Origin of the sequence: Streptomyces sp. NPDC001816, assembly GCF_042892235.1 — a bacterium.
Lineage (GTDB): Bacteria > Actinomycetota > Actinomycetes > Streptomycetales > Streptomycetaceae > Streptomyces.
In genome coordinates this window covers 155,921-170,652 of record NZ_JBIATY010000015.1, presented here as the reverse complement: position 1 = coordinate 170,652, position 14,732 = coordinate 155,921, and the positions used below count along the sequence as shown (strand labels likewise).

Genomic DNA, 14,732 nt, shown 5'->3' with positions numbered 1-14,732 from the left:
ATTTTGCGGCGGCTCGTCGTCAAGTGCCGGAAGTTTCGCTCAACTCCGCGGCCATCGCCGCCCGCAACCGCAGCGTGCTCACCAGCCGCTGGAACGCCTCCGCCCAGTAGCCCCCGGCGCCGGGCGAGGCGTCCTCGCGCTCGTCGGGTATCGCCAGCAGGCCGTCCAGGCGGGCGGCCTCGGCCGGGTCCAGGCAGCGCTCGGCCAGTCCCATCACCCCGCTGAAGCTCCAGGGGTAACTGCCCGCGTCCCGGGCGATATTGAGGGCGTCCACCACGGCCCGGCCGAGCGGGGCGCCCCAGGGGATGTCGCACACCCCGAGCAGCTGGAACGCCTCGGACAGGCCGTGGGCCGCGATGAATCCCGCCACCCACTCGGCCCGCTCCCTGTCCCCCAGCGTGGCCAGCAGCTTCGCCCGCTCCGCCAGGGACACCGCCCCGGGCCCGCCGGCCTCCGGCGCCGACGGCACCCCGAGCAGCGCCCTCGACCACGCGGCGTCCCGCTGCCGCACGGCCGCCCGGCACCAGGCCGCGTGCAGTTCGCCCTGCCAGCCGTCGGCCACCGGCAGCGCCACGATCTGCTCCGGGGTACGTCCGCCCAGCCGGCCCGGCCAGGTGCCGAGCGGCGCCGCCTCCACCAACTGGCCCAGCCACCACGACCGTTCACCTCGGCCTGTCGGGGGCTTGGCCGCCACGCCGTCCCGCTCCATGTCCGGGTCGCATTCGAGGGGCGCCTCCACGACGATCGTGGGCGTGTTCCCCATGTGGTCGACGGCCACGCAGGCCGTGGCCCGCACCGCCATCCGCCCGGCGAGCGCCGAGCCCGGCAGCGCGGACAGCAGCTCCGCCGCAGTCGCCCGGACGTTGCGGCTGCGATCGCCCAGGGCCTGCTCGAGGAACGGCTCGTCCTCGGCGGACAGGCCCGTGCGCAGCGCGTCGAGGAACATCAGCCGGTCCTCGGCCCGCTCCGTCGCCCAGGTCGTGGTCAGCAGCTCCCGGGCGGGGCCGGGCGTGCGGGCGCGCAGGGCGGACAGCAGGGCGACCCGCTCGGCGAACAGGCCCTCCTGCCACAGCCGTTGCACCGCCGCGTCGTCCTCGGGGTCGGGCAGCGTCGCTCCGCCGCCCGGTGCCGAGCGCAGGGCGAACCGCCAGTCCGGGTTCAGCCGGGCCAGCCACAGCGCCCGCGGCCCCGCGAACGCCAGCGCCGCCGGCCGCAGGTCCGTGCGGCCCCGGGCGGCGTCCAGCAGTGCGGGCAGCGCCTGCGGGGGCGCCGCGTACCCGTGGGCGTTGGCCGCCGCGAGCCACTGTGGGAGCAGCTCCATGAGGTCCGGTGCGCTGCCCCGCCTGCCACCGCCCTGGCCGCCGGAGCGGTCGGCCAGCAGCAGCGCGAGCCTGCGCGCGGCGGCGGCCGGCAGCGCCGGACGCGGATCCTCGGGAGCGGGCTCCGGCCGCGGCGCGGCCGGTCCGGGCCGCAGCCCCGCCCGCCGGCGCAGGGTGGCCACGGCGGCGGCGTCCAGCAGGGCCACGGGCGCTTCCCGCCCGGGCACGGCCGGCGCCGCAGGGCGCCGGTCGGTGCCGAGGAGAGCGATGGTGACGAGGTCCTCCCAGGAGGGTGGGGTCAGGGCCTGGCCGGCCGTCGCGGCCGGGGTTGCGTGCATCACGATCCCTTCTCTTCGTGTCCCTCGGTGGTCGGGCAGGTCAGCACAGCGTCACCGGGGCGCCCGGGCCCTCGGGCCAGGCCGTCAGCGGGGTGAAGCCGCGATGGCCGCACTCGCCGAAGACCTTGACGGGGGCGCCGCCGGAGAGGGCGACCAGGCGCCACAGGCCCGGGCGGGAGCGGGCGGACGGGGTGAGCGGGAGCGCCGAGTCCGCTTCTGCGTCGGCCAGTTGCCAGGAGTCCGGCTGGGTGTCCGGCGTCGGTATGACGCGGTCCAGCGTGACCGGGACCGACTCCAGCCAGGGGTCCTCGCGCAGGGCGTCGCCGTAGCGGGCCGCCGCCTGGGCCGTGCTCACGCCCGGCGGGCGCAGGGCGACGGGCGCGGGCGGGGCGTGCTGCTCGCCCAGGGCCGCCCGCAGCTGTCCGGCGCCGGGGAACACGGACAGGTCGGCCTCCAGCGCCAGACCGACCGGCAGTGACAGTTCCGGCGCCCGGCCGGCCGCGCCGTAGGAGAGGAGCAGCCGGGTGTGGCCCGACTCGGCGCCGTGGAGCCAGATCCGGCGCGTCGTCAGTTTCGGGTCGACCGTGTCGTACTGGGCGAGGACCAGCCAGCGATCGCGCACCGGCGGGCCGTCCGCCGAAGCGGGCAGGCCGAGCCGATAGCGGACCGTGTCCGCGAGGGCGTCCGGCAGCCGGTCGCGGCCCAGCCAGCCCTGGTCGAGGAGATGCAGCAGAGCGCACTCCTCCAGCAGGCGCGCCGGCCAGCCCGGACCGGAGGCGGGCACCGCCCCCAACTCCCGCACTCGGGACGCCAGTCCGGCGGCCTGCGCGTCGACCATGCGGGCCGCCGTCTCGTCCCACATCCCGTACCCCGCCTGTTCGGCCGAGGCCAGGCCGCCGCGCAGCAGGTCCGCGAGGCGCTGCTCCAGCTCCGTCGCGCCCGCCGTGACCCGCTCGGCCCGGCGCTCCGCCCGGCGCCGCGCCGCCTCCGGGTCGGCGGACCCGGGCGCGGAACTCCCGCCGCTCTCCGTCCGTTTGCTCTCCGCGCGCTTACGTCTGCCCGAGAGCCACTGCTCGGCCCACTCCGGCGGCTCGGCCACCGCCGGCACCCCGCCGTCCCCCTCCGCCCACAGCAGCAGCAGCCCGAGCGCGTGCTTGCACGGGAACTTCCGGCTCGGGCAACTGCACTTGTACGCGGGCCCGGCGACGTCCGCGAGGTCCACCACCGTCTGGTACGGCCTGCTGCCACTGCCCTTGCACAGCCCCCACACCGTCCCCTCTCCGCTGCCCGACTCGGACCACGGTCCGGCCGTGCCCAGCTTGCTTCCCGCCTTGCGTGACGCGGCGTCAGGCGCCAGTGTCAGCACCTGCTCCGCGGTCCAGCGCACCCCCTGCTCAGTCATGCCACCGACGGTAGATCCCGCCACTGACAATCGACCCTGCGAGCGCGTTTGCGCAGGTCGGAGCGATTGTCAGTGGCGTGGTGCACGGTGGATGCCAGATCCGAACCGGCCGAGCTGGAGGGGGCCTCAGCCATGACTGTGTCCGTGGAACCGACGTCCGTCGAAGCGAGCGGGAGCAAGGGTTCGCAGGCGTTGCGACCGCACGCCGAGCACGCCTTCGCCGCCGAACTCGCGGCGCTGGCCGCGCAGGACGACCGCCCGCGCCCGGAGCGCTGGAAACTGTCGCCGTGGGCGGTGGCGACGTATCTGCTCGGAGGCACCCTGCCGGACGGCACCGTGATCACACCGAAGTACGTGGGCCCGCGCCGTATCGTCGAGGTCGCCGTCACCACTCTCGCCACCGACCGCGCGCTGCTGCTGCTCGGCGTGCCCGGCACGGCCAAGACCTGGGTGTCGGAGCACCTGGCGGCCGCGGTCAGCGGCGACTCGACCCTGCTCGTGCAGGGCACGGCGGGCACGCCGGAGGAGGCGATCCGCTACGGCTGGAACTACGCGCAGTTGCTCGCGCACGGCCCCAGCCGCGACGCCCTGGTGCCCAGCCCCGTCATGCGGGCCATGGCCGAGGGCATGACGGCCCGGGTGGAGGAGCTGACCCGCATCCCGGCCGACGTGCAGGACACGCTGATCACGATCCTGTCCGAGAAGACCCTGCCGATCCCGGAGCTGGGCCAGGAGATGCAGGCGGTCCGCGGCTTCAACCTCATCGCCACCGCCAACGACCGCGACCGGGGCGTCAACGACCTCTCCAGCGCGCTGCGCCGACGCTTCAACACCGTGGTGCTGCCGCTTCCGGAGAGCGCCGACGCCGAGGTCGACATCGTCACGCGCCGCGTCGAGCAGATCGGCCGCTCCCTCGATCTGCCGGCCGTGCCCGACGGCATCGAGGAGATCCACCGGGTCGTGACGGTCTTCCGTGAGCTGCGCGACGGGATGACCGCCGACGGCCGGACGAAGCTGAAGTCGCCGAGCGGCACACTGTCCACCGCCGAGGCGATCTCCGTCGTCACCAACGGCCTCGCACTTGCTGCCCACTTCGGTGACGGCGTGCTGCGCCCGGGCGACGTCGCCGCCGGCATCCTCGGCGCCGTCGTCCGTGACCCGGCGGCCGACCGTGTCATCTGGCAGGAGTACCTGGAGACGGTCGTCCGCGAGCGCGACGGCTGGAAGGACTTCTACCGGGCCTGCCGGGAGGTGAGCGTGTGAGCGACGACTCCACGTGGGGCAGGGCCCGTGCCTCCGGGCCGCTGCTGCTCGGTGTGCGGCACCACGGGCCCGGCTCCGCGCGTGCGGTGCGGGCCGCCCTGGAGGCCGCCCGGCCCGGTGTCGTCCTGATCGAGGGGCCGCCGGAGGCCGACGCGCTGATCCCGCTCGCCGCCGACCCGGACATGCGGCCGCCGGTCGCCCTGCTCGGCCACGCCGTGGACGAGCCCGGCCGCTCGGCGTTCTGGCCGCTGGCCGAGTTCAGCCCCGAGTGGGTGGCGATCCGCTGGGCCCTCGAACAGGGCGTCCCGGCCCGCTTCATCGACCTGCCCGCCACACACACGCTGGCCTGGGAGCCCGAGCCGGAGGCGCTGTCCGACGAGGACGACAAGGGTGACGGGGGCGACAAGGGCGACGGCGGCGACGGGGACGACAAGTGCGGCGAGGGCGGTGAGGACGACGCGGACACCGAGGGCGACCCGGGTGCTGTGCGGGACCTGCGTGTCGACCCCCTCGCCGTGCTCGCCGAGGCCGCCGGGTACGACGATCCCGAGCGCTGGTGGGAGGACGTCGTCGAGCACCGGGGCCCGGGGCAGTCGGACCCCTTCGCGCCGTTCGCCGCGCTGGAGGAGGCCATGACGGCGCTGCGGGAGCGCTACGGCGACGGCGGGCGCCCCCGCGACCTGGTGCGGGAGGCTCACATGAGGCTCCAACTGCGAGCCGCCCGCAAGGAGTTCGGGGAAGCGGTGACCGTGGTGTGCGGGGCGTGGCACGTGCCCGCACTGCGGGAGAAGACCGCCGTCACCGCGGACCGGGCGCTGCTCAAGGGGCTGCCCAAGGTCAAGGCCGACCTGACCTGGGTGCCGTGGACGCACCGCAGGCTGGCCCGGTCGAGCGGGTACGGCGCCGGGATCGACTCGCCGGGCTGGTACGGGCATCTGTTCCGGGCCCCGGACCGGCCGGTCGAGCGGTGGCTGACCAAGGTAGCGGGGCTGCTGCGTGAGGAGGACCGGATCGTCTCCTCCGCGCACGTCATCGAGGCGGTGCGGCTCGCCGGGACGCTCGCGGCCATGCGCGGCCGTCCGCTGCCCGGCCTGAGCGAGACCACCGACGCCGTGCGCGCGGTGATGTGCGACGGCTCGGACGTACCGCTGGCGCTGGTGCACGACCGGCTGGTGGTCGGGGACGTGCTGGGGGAGGTGCCGGAGTCGGCGCCCGCAGTGCCGTTGCAGCGCGACCTGGCCCGGGAGCAGCGCCGGCTGCGGCTCAAGCCGGAGGCGCTGGAGCGCGAGCTGGAGCTGGACCTGCGGGGGGAGACCGACGCCGGCCGCAGCAGGCTGCTGCACCGCCTGCGGCTGCTCGGCGTCGGCTGGGGCGAGCCGGCCGAGTCTCGGGGGAGTACGGGCACCTTCCGGGAGACCTGGCGGCTGCGCTGGGAGCCGGAGCTGTCGGTGCGGGTCGCCGAGGCGGGGGTGTGGGGGACGACCGTGCTCGCCGCGGCCACGGCCAGGGCGGAGACGGAGGCGACCACCGCGGGAGCCCTCGCGGAGGTCACCGCGCTCGCCGAGCACTGCCTGCTGGCCGGGCTGCCGGACGCGCTGCCGGTGGTGATGCGGGTGCTCGCCGACCGGGCGGCCCTCGACTCGGACGTCGGCCACCTCGCCCAGGCGCTGCCCGCCCTGGTCCGCTCGCTGCGCTACGGCGATGTGCGCGGCACCGACACCGGCGCGCTGGCCGGTGTCGCGGCGGGCCTCGCCGAGCGGGTCTTCGTCGGCCTCCCGCCGGCCTGCACCGCCCTGGACGCGGACGCGGCGGAGGAGATGCGCGGCCATGTCGACGCCGTGCACGGCGCCGTGGGACTCCTGGCGGAGACCCTGACCGGCACCCCGGACGCCGGCCAGGGGGACCTGCGCGGCCGCTGGCGCTCCGTGCTGCGGACCCTGGCCCTGCGGGACACCGTGCCCGGTGTCGTACGGGGGCGGGCCGTCCGGCTGCTGCTGGACGACGGCGAACTGCGGCCCGAGGAGGCGGCCCGGCTGATGGGCCTGGTGCTCTCGCCGGGAACACCGCCCGCCGACGCGGCCGCCTGGATCGAGGGCTTCGTCGGCGGCGGGGGCGGCATGCTGCTGGTGCACGACGAGCGGCTGCTCGGCCTGGTCGATGACTGGCTGACCGGGGTGCCGGCGGAGGCCTTCACGGACGTACTGCCGCTGCTGCGGCGGACGTTCTCGGCGTACGAGTCCGGAGTGCGCAGAACCCTCGGCGAACTGGTGCGGCGCGGGCCCGGAGGGACCACCGGCCCGACGGCCCCGGCGGCCGGACCGCCCGGCTTCGCCGCCGAACCGGACACCGAGCGCGCGGACGCCGTGCTGCCGGTGGTGCGGCTGCTGCTCGGTCTGGCCGAGGAGCAGGAGCACACGGCACCTCACGACAACAGCCTTGCGGGGGTGGGCACATGACAACCGAACCGACGACAGCCGAACCGACGACAACCGAACCGATGGCGGCCGGGGCACCGGGCGAGTACGCCGACCCTGCGCGCGAACGGCTGCGGCGCTGGCGGCTGGTGCTCGGCGGCGACCAGGCCGACGGCACCGGATGCGCCCTGTCCGGCCGGGACGCGGCGATGGACGGCACGCTCACCGCGCTGTACGGCAAGGGGGACAAGCCGCAGACAGGGCGGGACCGTTCGGCGGGGCTCGGTGCCTCGGCGCCGTCCGTGGCGCGCTGGCTCGGGGACATCCGCACCTACTTCCCCTCCTCCGTCGTCCAGGTCATGCAGCGCGACGCCATCGACCGGCTCGGGCTGGCCGCCCTGCTGCTGGAGCCGGAGATGCTGGAGGCGGTGGAGGCCGACGTGCACCTGGTCGGCACGCTGCTCTCGCTCAACAAGGCAATGCCGGAGACGACGAAGGAGACGGCACGGGCGGTCGTGCGCAAGGTGGTCGAGGACCTGGAGAAGCGCCTCGCCACCCGCACCCGGGCCACCCTCACCGGCGCCCTGGACCGCAGCGCGCGCATCAGCCGGCCGCGCCACCACGACATCGACTGGAACCGCACCATCGCGGCCAACCTCAAGCACTACCTGCCCGAGTACCGCACGATCGTGCCGGAGCGGCTCATCGGGTACGGGCGGGCCGCGCAGTCGGTGAAGAAGGAGGTCATCCTCTGCATCGACCAGTCGGGCTCGATGGCGGCGTCCGTGGTCTACGCGTCGGTGTTCGGGGCGGTGCTCGCCTCCATGCGGTCGATCGACACCCGGCTGGTCGTGTTCGACACGGCGGTCGTGGACCTCACCGACCAGCTGGACGACCCGGTCGACGTCCTCTTCGGCACCCAGCTCGGCGGCGGCACGGACATCAACCGGGCGCTCGCCTACTGCCAGTCGCAGATCACCCGGCCCGCCGAGACGGTGGTCGTGCTGATCAGTGACCTCTACGAGGGCGGCATCCGCAATGAGATGCTCAAGCGGGTCGCGGCGATGAAGGCGTCCGGGGTGCAGTTCGTGGCCCTGCTCGCGCTGTCGGACGAGGGGGCGCCCGCCTACGACCGTGAGCACGCGGCCGCGCTCGGGGCGCTCGGCGCACCCGCCTTCGCCTGCACGCCCGACCTGTTCCCGGAGGTGATGGCGGCGGCGATCGAGAAGCGCCCGCTGCCCATACCGGACACCGCGTGACGGCGGGCAGGAAAAGGGACATGACTACCCATCGGTAATAGGGGGGTTGCGCTACCTCGGGCCGACCGTGCGAGGATCGAAGCTGCCGCCACCCCCGCCGCGCCGACCGGAAGTCTCTCCTTTTGACCCTGCCAGCCACTGTGTTCGGTACCGCTGTGCGCGTGCTGCGTACGGCGGCCGGGCGGCGTGCGCTGCAACTGGCACTGCTGGTCGGCGGTTTGTTCCTGCTCGGGTTCCTCTGTGGCGAGCAGGCCCATGCGGCCGAGCGGACGCCGGTGACTCCGGCGACCTCGGTGGTTCCGGTGACCGGGCACGAGGACACGGTGCGAACCGTCACCGAACGGGTCGTCACCCCCGTACGGAAGGTCGTGCAGACGACCTCCCAGGCCCTCGAAGAGAGGCGGGCCCAGGCGCCCGCGCTGCCCGCCGCGCCCTCCGTGCCGCTGCCGAAGCTTCCGGAGGTCCCGGAGGTCTCCGTGCCGCCCGTGCACGCGCTGCCCGAGCCGGTCGCCCCGGAACCCGGGGCGGACCGGCACGACAGCGCGGTACCGGCGGCGGGCAAGGGCGACCGGGCCCGCACCGAGGCTCGTACCGCCGTCTCCGCACCGCGGCAGGCCGCCACGTACGGACCGGACTTCGCGCTCCCGGCGCAAGCCCCCCAGGCCCTGGCGCACATCCCCGTGCACCGCGCCGCCGCGGCCGTCGACGCCCCCGCCCAGCCCGCGCCCACCGGAGACCCGGGCGGCGTGCTCGGCAAGCAGGCGGCCGACGGCACCGCATCCCGCCACGGTGACGCGTACGCCGTCACCCGCGACGGCCGGGCGCCCCTGCGGCTCCTGCCCGGCACCACCGCGCGCGTCGACGCGCCCGGGACCCGGGAACGGCACCGGGACATCCCGGTCTTCCCCGGCTAGGCCAAGGGCCGACCTCCCCGCCACGGACCTGTCGCGCGGGGGCGGAACAGGTCTGCCCACTCCGCCGGACCCGCCGGCCTCCCCGGCGCCCTCCGGACGGAACCCCCTAGCCGTTTCCGAAGGACTTGACGCACGCATGAACAAGAACATCCGCCGCTCCATCGTGATCGCCGCCGGAGTCACCGGCGCCTGGGCCCTCGGCTCGGCCGTGGCCAGCGCCGACGAGCTGTCCACCCCTGCGGTCTCCGTACCCGACACCGAGAGCACCACCGGCACCCTCGCCGACACCGTCGACGGCGTCCTCACCGACGTCCACGACACCGTCTCCGGCGTGACCGGCACGGCCACCACCGCCGTCGCCGGCACCGCGGCCAAGGCACAGCAGCCGGCCCGGACCGTCACCGGCACTGCCGACCAGGCCCGCCGCTACGTCGACGCGAAGGTCCCGACCGCCGAGAAGATCAGGGGCGGCCAGGCCATCCAGGGCGCCCGGGCCGCCCGCGCCACCCAGGCACAGACCGAGGCGCACGTGCAGGCGGCGGGCGCCCGCGCCACCACCGAGGCCGCCGCGGCGACCCACACGGCCACCCACCTGTCCGCGCCCGCCACGCCCGACACGCCCTCGGCTCCCACCCCGCAGGACGAGATCGACTACCTCTTCGGCCCCCTCGCCTCCTTCGCTCCCGAGGTGGAGCAGGCCCTGGCGGCCGCCCAGACCAAGCTGCAGGCCACCCAGGCCGCCGCGCGCCTGCGGACCGCGGGGGTCCAGGGCGCCGTGCGGACGACGGCACAGCAGACCGTGGCCGGGGCGCAGGGCCGTACCGCCGGTGCGGCCGCCCTCGCGGACGGCGAGGCGGCGCGGGTGACCGGCGCCGCCGAGGCCTCCGTCGCCGCCGTGCCCGCGCACGTCACCGGCACGGTCGCCGGTGTGGAGCAGCGGGTCGTCGGCACGGTGCGGGCGGTGCCGGGCACCGTCGCGCCCGTCGTGGACGAGACGACCGCCGCCACCGTCCCGCCGGTGGCCTCCGCCGCCGTGGCCGGGGTGCTGCCGGTCGCCGACGAGGCGGTGGCGGGCGTCCTGCCGACCGCAGGGCATGCGGTCGGCGGCGTCCACGGCACCGCCTCGGGCGCCGTGACGGGCGTCCAGGGGACCGCCACCGGCACGGTGTCGGGCGTCCTGCCCACCGCCGGGTACGCGGTCGCGGGCGTGCAGGGCACCGCCGGGTACGCGGTGACCAGCGCGCAGGGCACCGCCACGAGCGCTGTCGGGGGCGTGTACCGCACCGCCACGGACGCCGTGACCCAGGTGCACGGAGTCGCGACGGACGCCGTGTACGGCGTGGACGGGCTCGGTACGGGTGCCGTCGCCGGCGTGCACGGGGTCGGTACGGGCGCCGTGGCAGGCGTTCACGGCGTTGCCACCGGCACCGTGGGCGAGGTGCACGGGGTCGGTACGGGCGCCGTGACCGACGTGCACGGCGTCGCCACCGGCGCCCTCGCCGACACGCTGCCCCTCGCCGGCGGGGTCCTCGCGGACGTGCCGCCGTACGCCACCGGGCTGGTCGGCCAGGTGTCCCACGACGCCGTGGACACCGTGCTGCCGCCCGTTGCCGGGACCGCCGTGCACGGGGTCGTGCCGGTCGCCGGGCAGGCCGTGGCGGACGCGGGGACGCTCGCTTACGGCGTGGTGGGCGACGTGCACCCCTTCGCCGGCGGTGTCGTGGGCGCCGTACCGCCGCTCGCCCACGGGGTCACCGGACAGACCGGTGCCTTCGCGGAGGGAGTGACCGGACAGGTGCCGCCGTTCGCGGCGGGAGTCACCGGTGCCGTGCAGCCGGCCGTAGACATGATCACGGGGACCGTGTCGCCGGTCGTGGACGGTGTCGGCGGCAGCGCGAGCGGGCTGGCGTACGGCGTGGCGGGCGAGGCCGGCCCCTACGCGGGCGGTGTCGTCGGCGCGACCGCGCCCCTCACACAGCAGGTCGGGCCGTTCGCGCAGGACCTCGCCGGGACCGCGCAGGTCACCGGTGGTCCACTGGCTGGGCACGCCGCCGCAGGGGCCGAGGGCGTCGCCCACTCCGTCACCCCGGGTTACGTCCAGGGTCTGGCGCACGGCCACGGCGTGCAGTAGGGCTGAGCGCCCACGCAGGCTCCGTGGGGGGCCGGGCACCCGGACGGCCGAACACCGACGGCCCGTCCGGCCGTACCCCCGCGGTGCGGGGCGGGTGGTCCTCATTGGGGTGGGGATCAACCGCCCCGGGCCTCTCGGGGCCCGTCCAGAGGCCTCACCGGGTCAACCCCAGCCCGGTGAGGCCTCGCACATCACCCCGATCGCGGCACGCCGTGTCAGCAATCCCGGCATCATGTGACAGGTATCACCGCTCACGTGTGACCCTCGATTTAGGGAGCCCAGGCAAGCGGCGATAACCTGCGAGACGGACATGCCGCGCGCTCGGACACCGTGTGCGCTTCCCTAGTGACAGCGGACGTCACGTTGCCCTTCGCGGCACGCCCACGCATCCAACGAACCGCGAGATCACTGATAGGGACGGAAGCGCGTGGACCTGTTCGAGTACCAGGCGAGGGACCTCTTCGCCAAGCACGATGTACCGGTGCTGGCCGGTGAAGTCATCGACACGCCTGAGGCGGCGCGCGAGATCACCGAGCGGCTGGGCGGCAAGTCCGTCGTCAAGGCGCAGGTGAAGGTCGGTGGTCGCGGCAAGGCCGGTGGCGTCAAGCTGGCCGCCTCCGCGGACGAGGCCGTCGCCCGGGCGACGGACATTCTCGGCATGGACATCAAGGGCCACACGGTCCACAAGGTCATGATCGCCGAGACCGCTCCGGAGATCGTCGAGGAGTACTACGTCTCCTTCCTCCTCGACCGTGCCAACCGCACCTTCCTCTCCATCGCCTCCGTCGAGGGCGGCATGGAGATCGAGGAGGTGGCGGCCACCCGTCCGGAGGCCGTCGCCAAGACCGCGATCGATCCGATCGACGGCGTGGACGAGGCCAAGGCCCGCGAGATCGTCGCGGCCGCCAAGTTCCCGGCCGAGGTCGCCGACAAGGTGGCGAACGTCCTCGTCAAGCTGTGGGACACCTTCATCAAGTCGGACGCCCTCCTGGTCGAGGTCAACCCGCTCGCGAAGGTCGCCTCCGGCGAGGTCATCGCCCTCGACGGCAAGGTGTCGCTCGACGAGAACGCCGAGTTCCGCCACCCCGAGTACGAGGAACTGCACGACAAGGACGCGGCCAACCCGCTCGAGGCCGCCGCCAAGGCGAAGGGCCTCAACTACGTCAAGCTCGACGGCGAGGTCGGCATCATCGGCAACGGCGCGGGTCTCGTCATGAGCACCCTGGACGTCGTCGCCTACGCTGGTGAGAACCACGGTGGCGTCAAGCCCGCCAACTTCCTGGACATCGGCGGTGGCGCCTCCGCCCAGGTCATGGCGAACGGCCTGGAGATCATCCTGGGCGACCCGGACGTCAAGTCCGTGTTCGTCAACGTCTTCGGTGGCATCACCGCGTGTGACGAGGTCGCCAACGGCATCGTCCAGGCCCTGAAGCTCCTGGAGGACAAGGGCGAGGCGGTCACCAAGCCGCTCGTCGTCCGTCTCGACGGCAACAACGCCGAGCTGGGCCGCAAGATCCTCTCCGACGCCGACCACCCGCTGGTGCAGCGCGTCGACACCATGGACGGCGCGGCCGACAAGGCCGCCGAGCTGGCCGCCGCCAAGTAAGCACCGAGGACGAGGACATCAAGACACCATGGCTATCTGGCTCAACAAGGACAGCAAGGTCATCGTCCAGGGCATGACCGGCTCGACGGGCATGAAGCACACCAAGCTCATGCTCGGCGACGGCACGCACGTCGTCGGTGGCGTGAACCCGCGCAAGGCGGGTACGACCGTGGACTTCGACGGCACCGAGGTACCCGTGTTCGGCACGGTCGCCGAGGCCATCGAGAAGACCGGCGCCAACGTCTCCGTCATCTTCGTGCCGGAGAAGTTCACCAAGGACGCGGTCGTCGAGGCCATCGACGCCGAGATCCCGCTGGCCGTCGTGATCACCGAGGGCATCGCCGTGCACGACACGGCCGCCTTCTGGGCGTACGCCGGCAAGAAGGGCAACAAGACCCGCATCATCGGCCCGAACTGCCCCGGCATCATCACCCCGGGCCAGTCGAACGTCGGCATCATCCCGGGCGACATCACGAAGCCGGGCCGCATCGGCCTGGTCTCGAAGTCCGGCACGCTGACGTACCAGATGATGTACGAGCTGCGTGACATCGGCTTCTCGACGGCCGTCGGCATCGGTGGCGACCCGATCATCGGCACCACGCACATCGACGCCCTGGCCGCGTTCCAGGACGACCCCGACACCGACCTGATCGTCATGATCGGTGAGATCGGTGGCGACGCCGAGGAGCGCGCGGCCGCGTTCATCAAGGAGAACGTGACCAAGCCGGTCGTCGGCTACGTCGCGGGCTTCACCGCGCCCGAGGGCAAGACCATGGGCCACGCCGGCGCCATCGTCTCCGGTTCGTCCGGCACCGCCCAGGCGAAGAAGGAGGCCCTCGAGGCCGCGGGCGTCAAGGTCGGCAAGACCCCGACCGAGACGGCGAAGCTGGCCCGGGAGATCCTCAGCGCCTGAGCCTCTCGGCTGCACGCAGGCAGGCCCGCCCCGTTCGCCGGGGCGGGCCTGCCTGCGTTTTCGCTCGCCGCGCCGGGTGCGGCCACGCGGCTCAACGTGGCGTCGGCGCGAGGCGCTCCGGGCCGTTGGACTCCGCCCGGTGCAGCTTCGCTCGCAGAGCCTGTTCCTCCCATGACAGCGGACCCATGGCCGGCAGCGGCGGAACCCCCTGTACCGCCTGGGCCGGGGCGATCGGTGGCTCGTAGTGGGTGGGCGCCGTGCGCAGGGTCAGGGCCGTCGAGCCGATGATCGCGACCGTGAAGGCGATGGCCGCCCGTGTCCAGAACACGTTCCGGCGTTCGCCGACCGTGCGCACCTTGGGCGGCTTGGCGGCGCGCAGGTGCTCTCTCGAGGCCAGTTCCAGGAGCCGTCGGTGCAGTGCGGCGGGGTCGGCCAGTTCCGGGACGAGTTCGGCCACGGCCGCCCGGGCGCGGGTCAGCCTGCCGGCGGCGGCCGGGGTGCTCGCCTCCGTCTCCGCCGCCGTCTCCGGCAGGTCGAGGCCGACACCGTCGTACAGGACGAGCGTGCGCCGGTACGACGGCGGGAGCTTGAGCAGCGCGTGCAGCAGTGCCCGGTCGGCCGGGTCGGCGGGCGGGGGTTCGGGGGACCGGTAGCGCGGGCGGAAGGAGTGCCAGGGGGAGAGGGCGTACTCGTAGGCCATCGCCCGGACCCAGCCGCCCGGGTCCCGGTCCCGGGCCACCTCGGGCCAGCGCTGCCAGGCGAGTTGGAAGGCCCGCTCCACGGCCTCTCTGGCCAGCTCCCGGCGCCCGGTGAGCAGGTACGTCTGGCGTACGAGGGCGGGGGCGCAGAACGCGTAGAGCGCGTCGAAGGTCTGAGTGGGAGTCAGTGCGTCACCGGTCAGCAGGCGGGCGTACGCCTCGCCCTCCTGGCCGCTCGGGGTGCTGCGCCCGCTCTCCCAGGAGCGGACCGTGGCCCGGCTGACGCCTACGTGTGTGGCGACCTGAGCCTGCGTCAGCGAGCGGGACTCGCGCAGCTGTCGGCGTTCCTTCGGTGGTGGCAGCGAGCCGGCGGGGATCTCCGTCACAGTACCTCACCCCTTCGTACGAAAAAGTACATAAACATATATTGAGCGACACATCGGGGGATCGGCTGTTACGACGGGAAAGCGCGTGT

10 protein-coding genes are annotated in these 14,732 nt (G+C 74.2%); 7 read left to right on the top strand and 3 right to left on the bottom strand.

Annotation, left to right across the window (positions count from 1 at the left end):
* Positions 1–19: 19 nt before the first annotated feature.
* Both ACFYZZ_RS38915 and ACFYZZ_RS38910 read right to left on the bottom strand, forming a co-directional pair.
* Positions 20–1,657 carry a DUF5691 domain-containing protein gene (locus ACFYZZ_RS38915; RefSeq protein WP_389186810.1) on the bottom strand — a complete coding sequence of 546 codons (1,638 nt, stop codon included), beginning with the start codon at positions 1,655–1,657 and terminating at the stop codon, positions 20–22.
* A gap of 40 nt (positions 1,658–1,697) precedes the next feature.
* Positions 1,698–3,059 carry an SWIM zinc finger domain-containing protein gene (locus ACFYZZ_RS38910; RefSeq protein WP_389186807.1) on the bottom strand — a complete coding sequence of 454 codons (1,362 nt, stop codon included), beginning with the start codon at positions 3,057–3,059 and terminating at the stop codon, positions 1,698–1,700.
* A 132-nt stretch (positions 3,060–3,191) separates the two neighbouring features.
* On the opposite strand from ACFYZZ_RS38910, the gene ACFYZZ_RS38905 reads away from it, so the two are divergent.
* From ACFYZZ_RS38905 to sucD, 7 genes are all read left to right on the top strand, one after another.
* Positions 3,192–4,322, top strand: coding sequence for an AAA family ATPase (locus ACFYZZ_RS38905; RefSeq protein WP_389186804.1), 1,131 nt, complete (start codon positions 3,192–3,194; stop codon positions 4,320–4,322).
* A complete protein-coding gene (locus ACFYZZ_RS38900) occupies positions 4,319–6,778 on the top strand; it encodes a DUF5682 family protein (protein WP_389186801.1) in 2,460 nt (819 codons plus the stop codon). Before ACFYZZ_RS38905 ends, ACFYZZ_RS38900 begins: the two co-directional genes overlap by 4 nt.
* Positions 6,779–6,819: 41 nt before the next feature.
* Positions 6,820–7,995 (top strand): VWA domain-containing protein, encoded by a 1,176-nt coding sequence (locus tag ACFYZZ_RS38895; protein WP_389187037.1) that lies wholly within the window; start codon positions 6,820–6,822, stop codon positions 7,993–7,995.
* 161 nt (positions 7,996–8,156) lie between these two features.
* Complete coding sequence (locus tag ACFYZZ_RS38890; RefSeq protein ID WP_389186798.1) at positions 8,157–8,909, top strand: hypothetical protein; 753 nt, start codon at positions 8,157–8,159, stop codon at positions 8,907–8,909.
* Positions 8,910–9,045: 136 nt separating this feature from the next.
* Positions 9,046–11,040 (top strand): hypothetical protein, encoded by a 1,995-nt coding sequence (locus ACFYZZ_RS38885; protein ID WP_389186795.1) that lies wholly within the window; start codon positions 9,046–9,048, stop codon positions 11,038–11,040.
* Positions 11,041–11,467: 427 nt separating this feature from the next.
* Positions 11,468–12,646: an ADP-forming succinate--CoA ligase subunit beta gene (gene sucC, locus ACFYZZ_RS38880; protein ID WP_389186792.1), complete on the top strand. Its 1,179-nt coding sequence runs from the start codon at positions 11,468–11,470 to the stop codon at positions 12,644–12,646.
* Between the two features lie 28 nt (positions 12,647–12,674).
* Complete coding sequence (sucD, locus tag ACFYZZ_RS38875) at positions 12,675–13,559, top strand: succinate--CoA ligase subunit alpha (RefSeq protein WP_386578397.1); 885 nt, start codon at positions 12,675–12,677, stop codon at positions 13,557–13,559.
* A 91-nt stretch (positions 13,560–13,650) separates the two neighbouring features.
* On the opposite strand, the gene ACFYZZ_RS38870 is transcribed toward sucD, so the two are convergent.
* Positions 13,651–14,643 (bottom strand): helix-turn-helix domain-containing protein, encoded by a 993-nt coding sequence (locus tag ACFYZZ_RS38870; RefSeq protein ID WP_389186788.1) that lies wholly within the window; start codon positions 14,641–14,643, stop codon positions 13,651–13,653.
* Positions 14,644–14,732 lie beyond the last annotated feature (89 nt).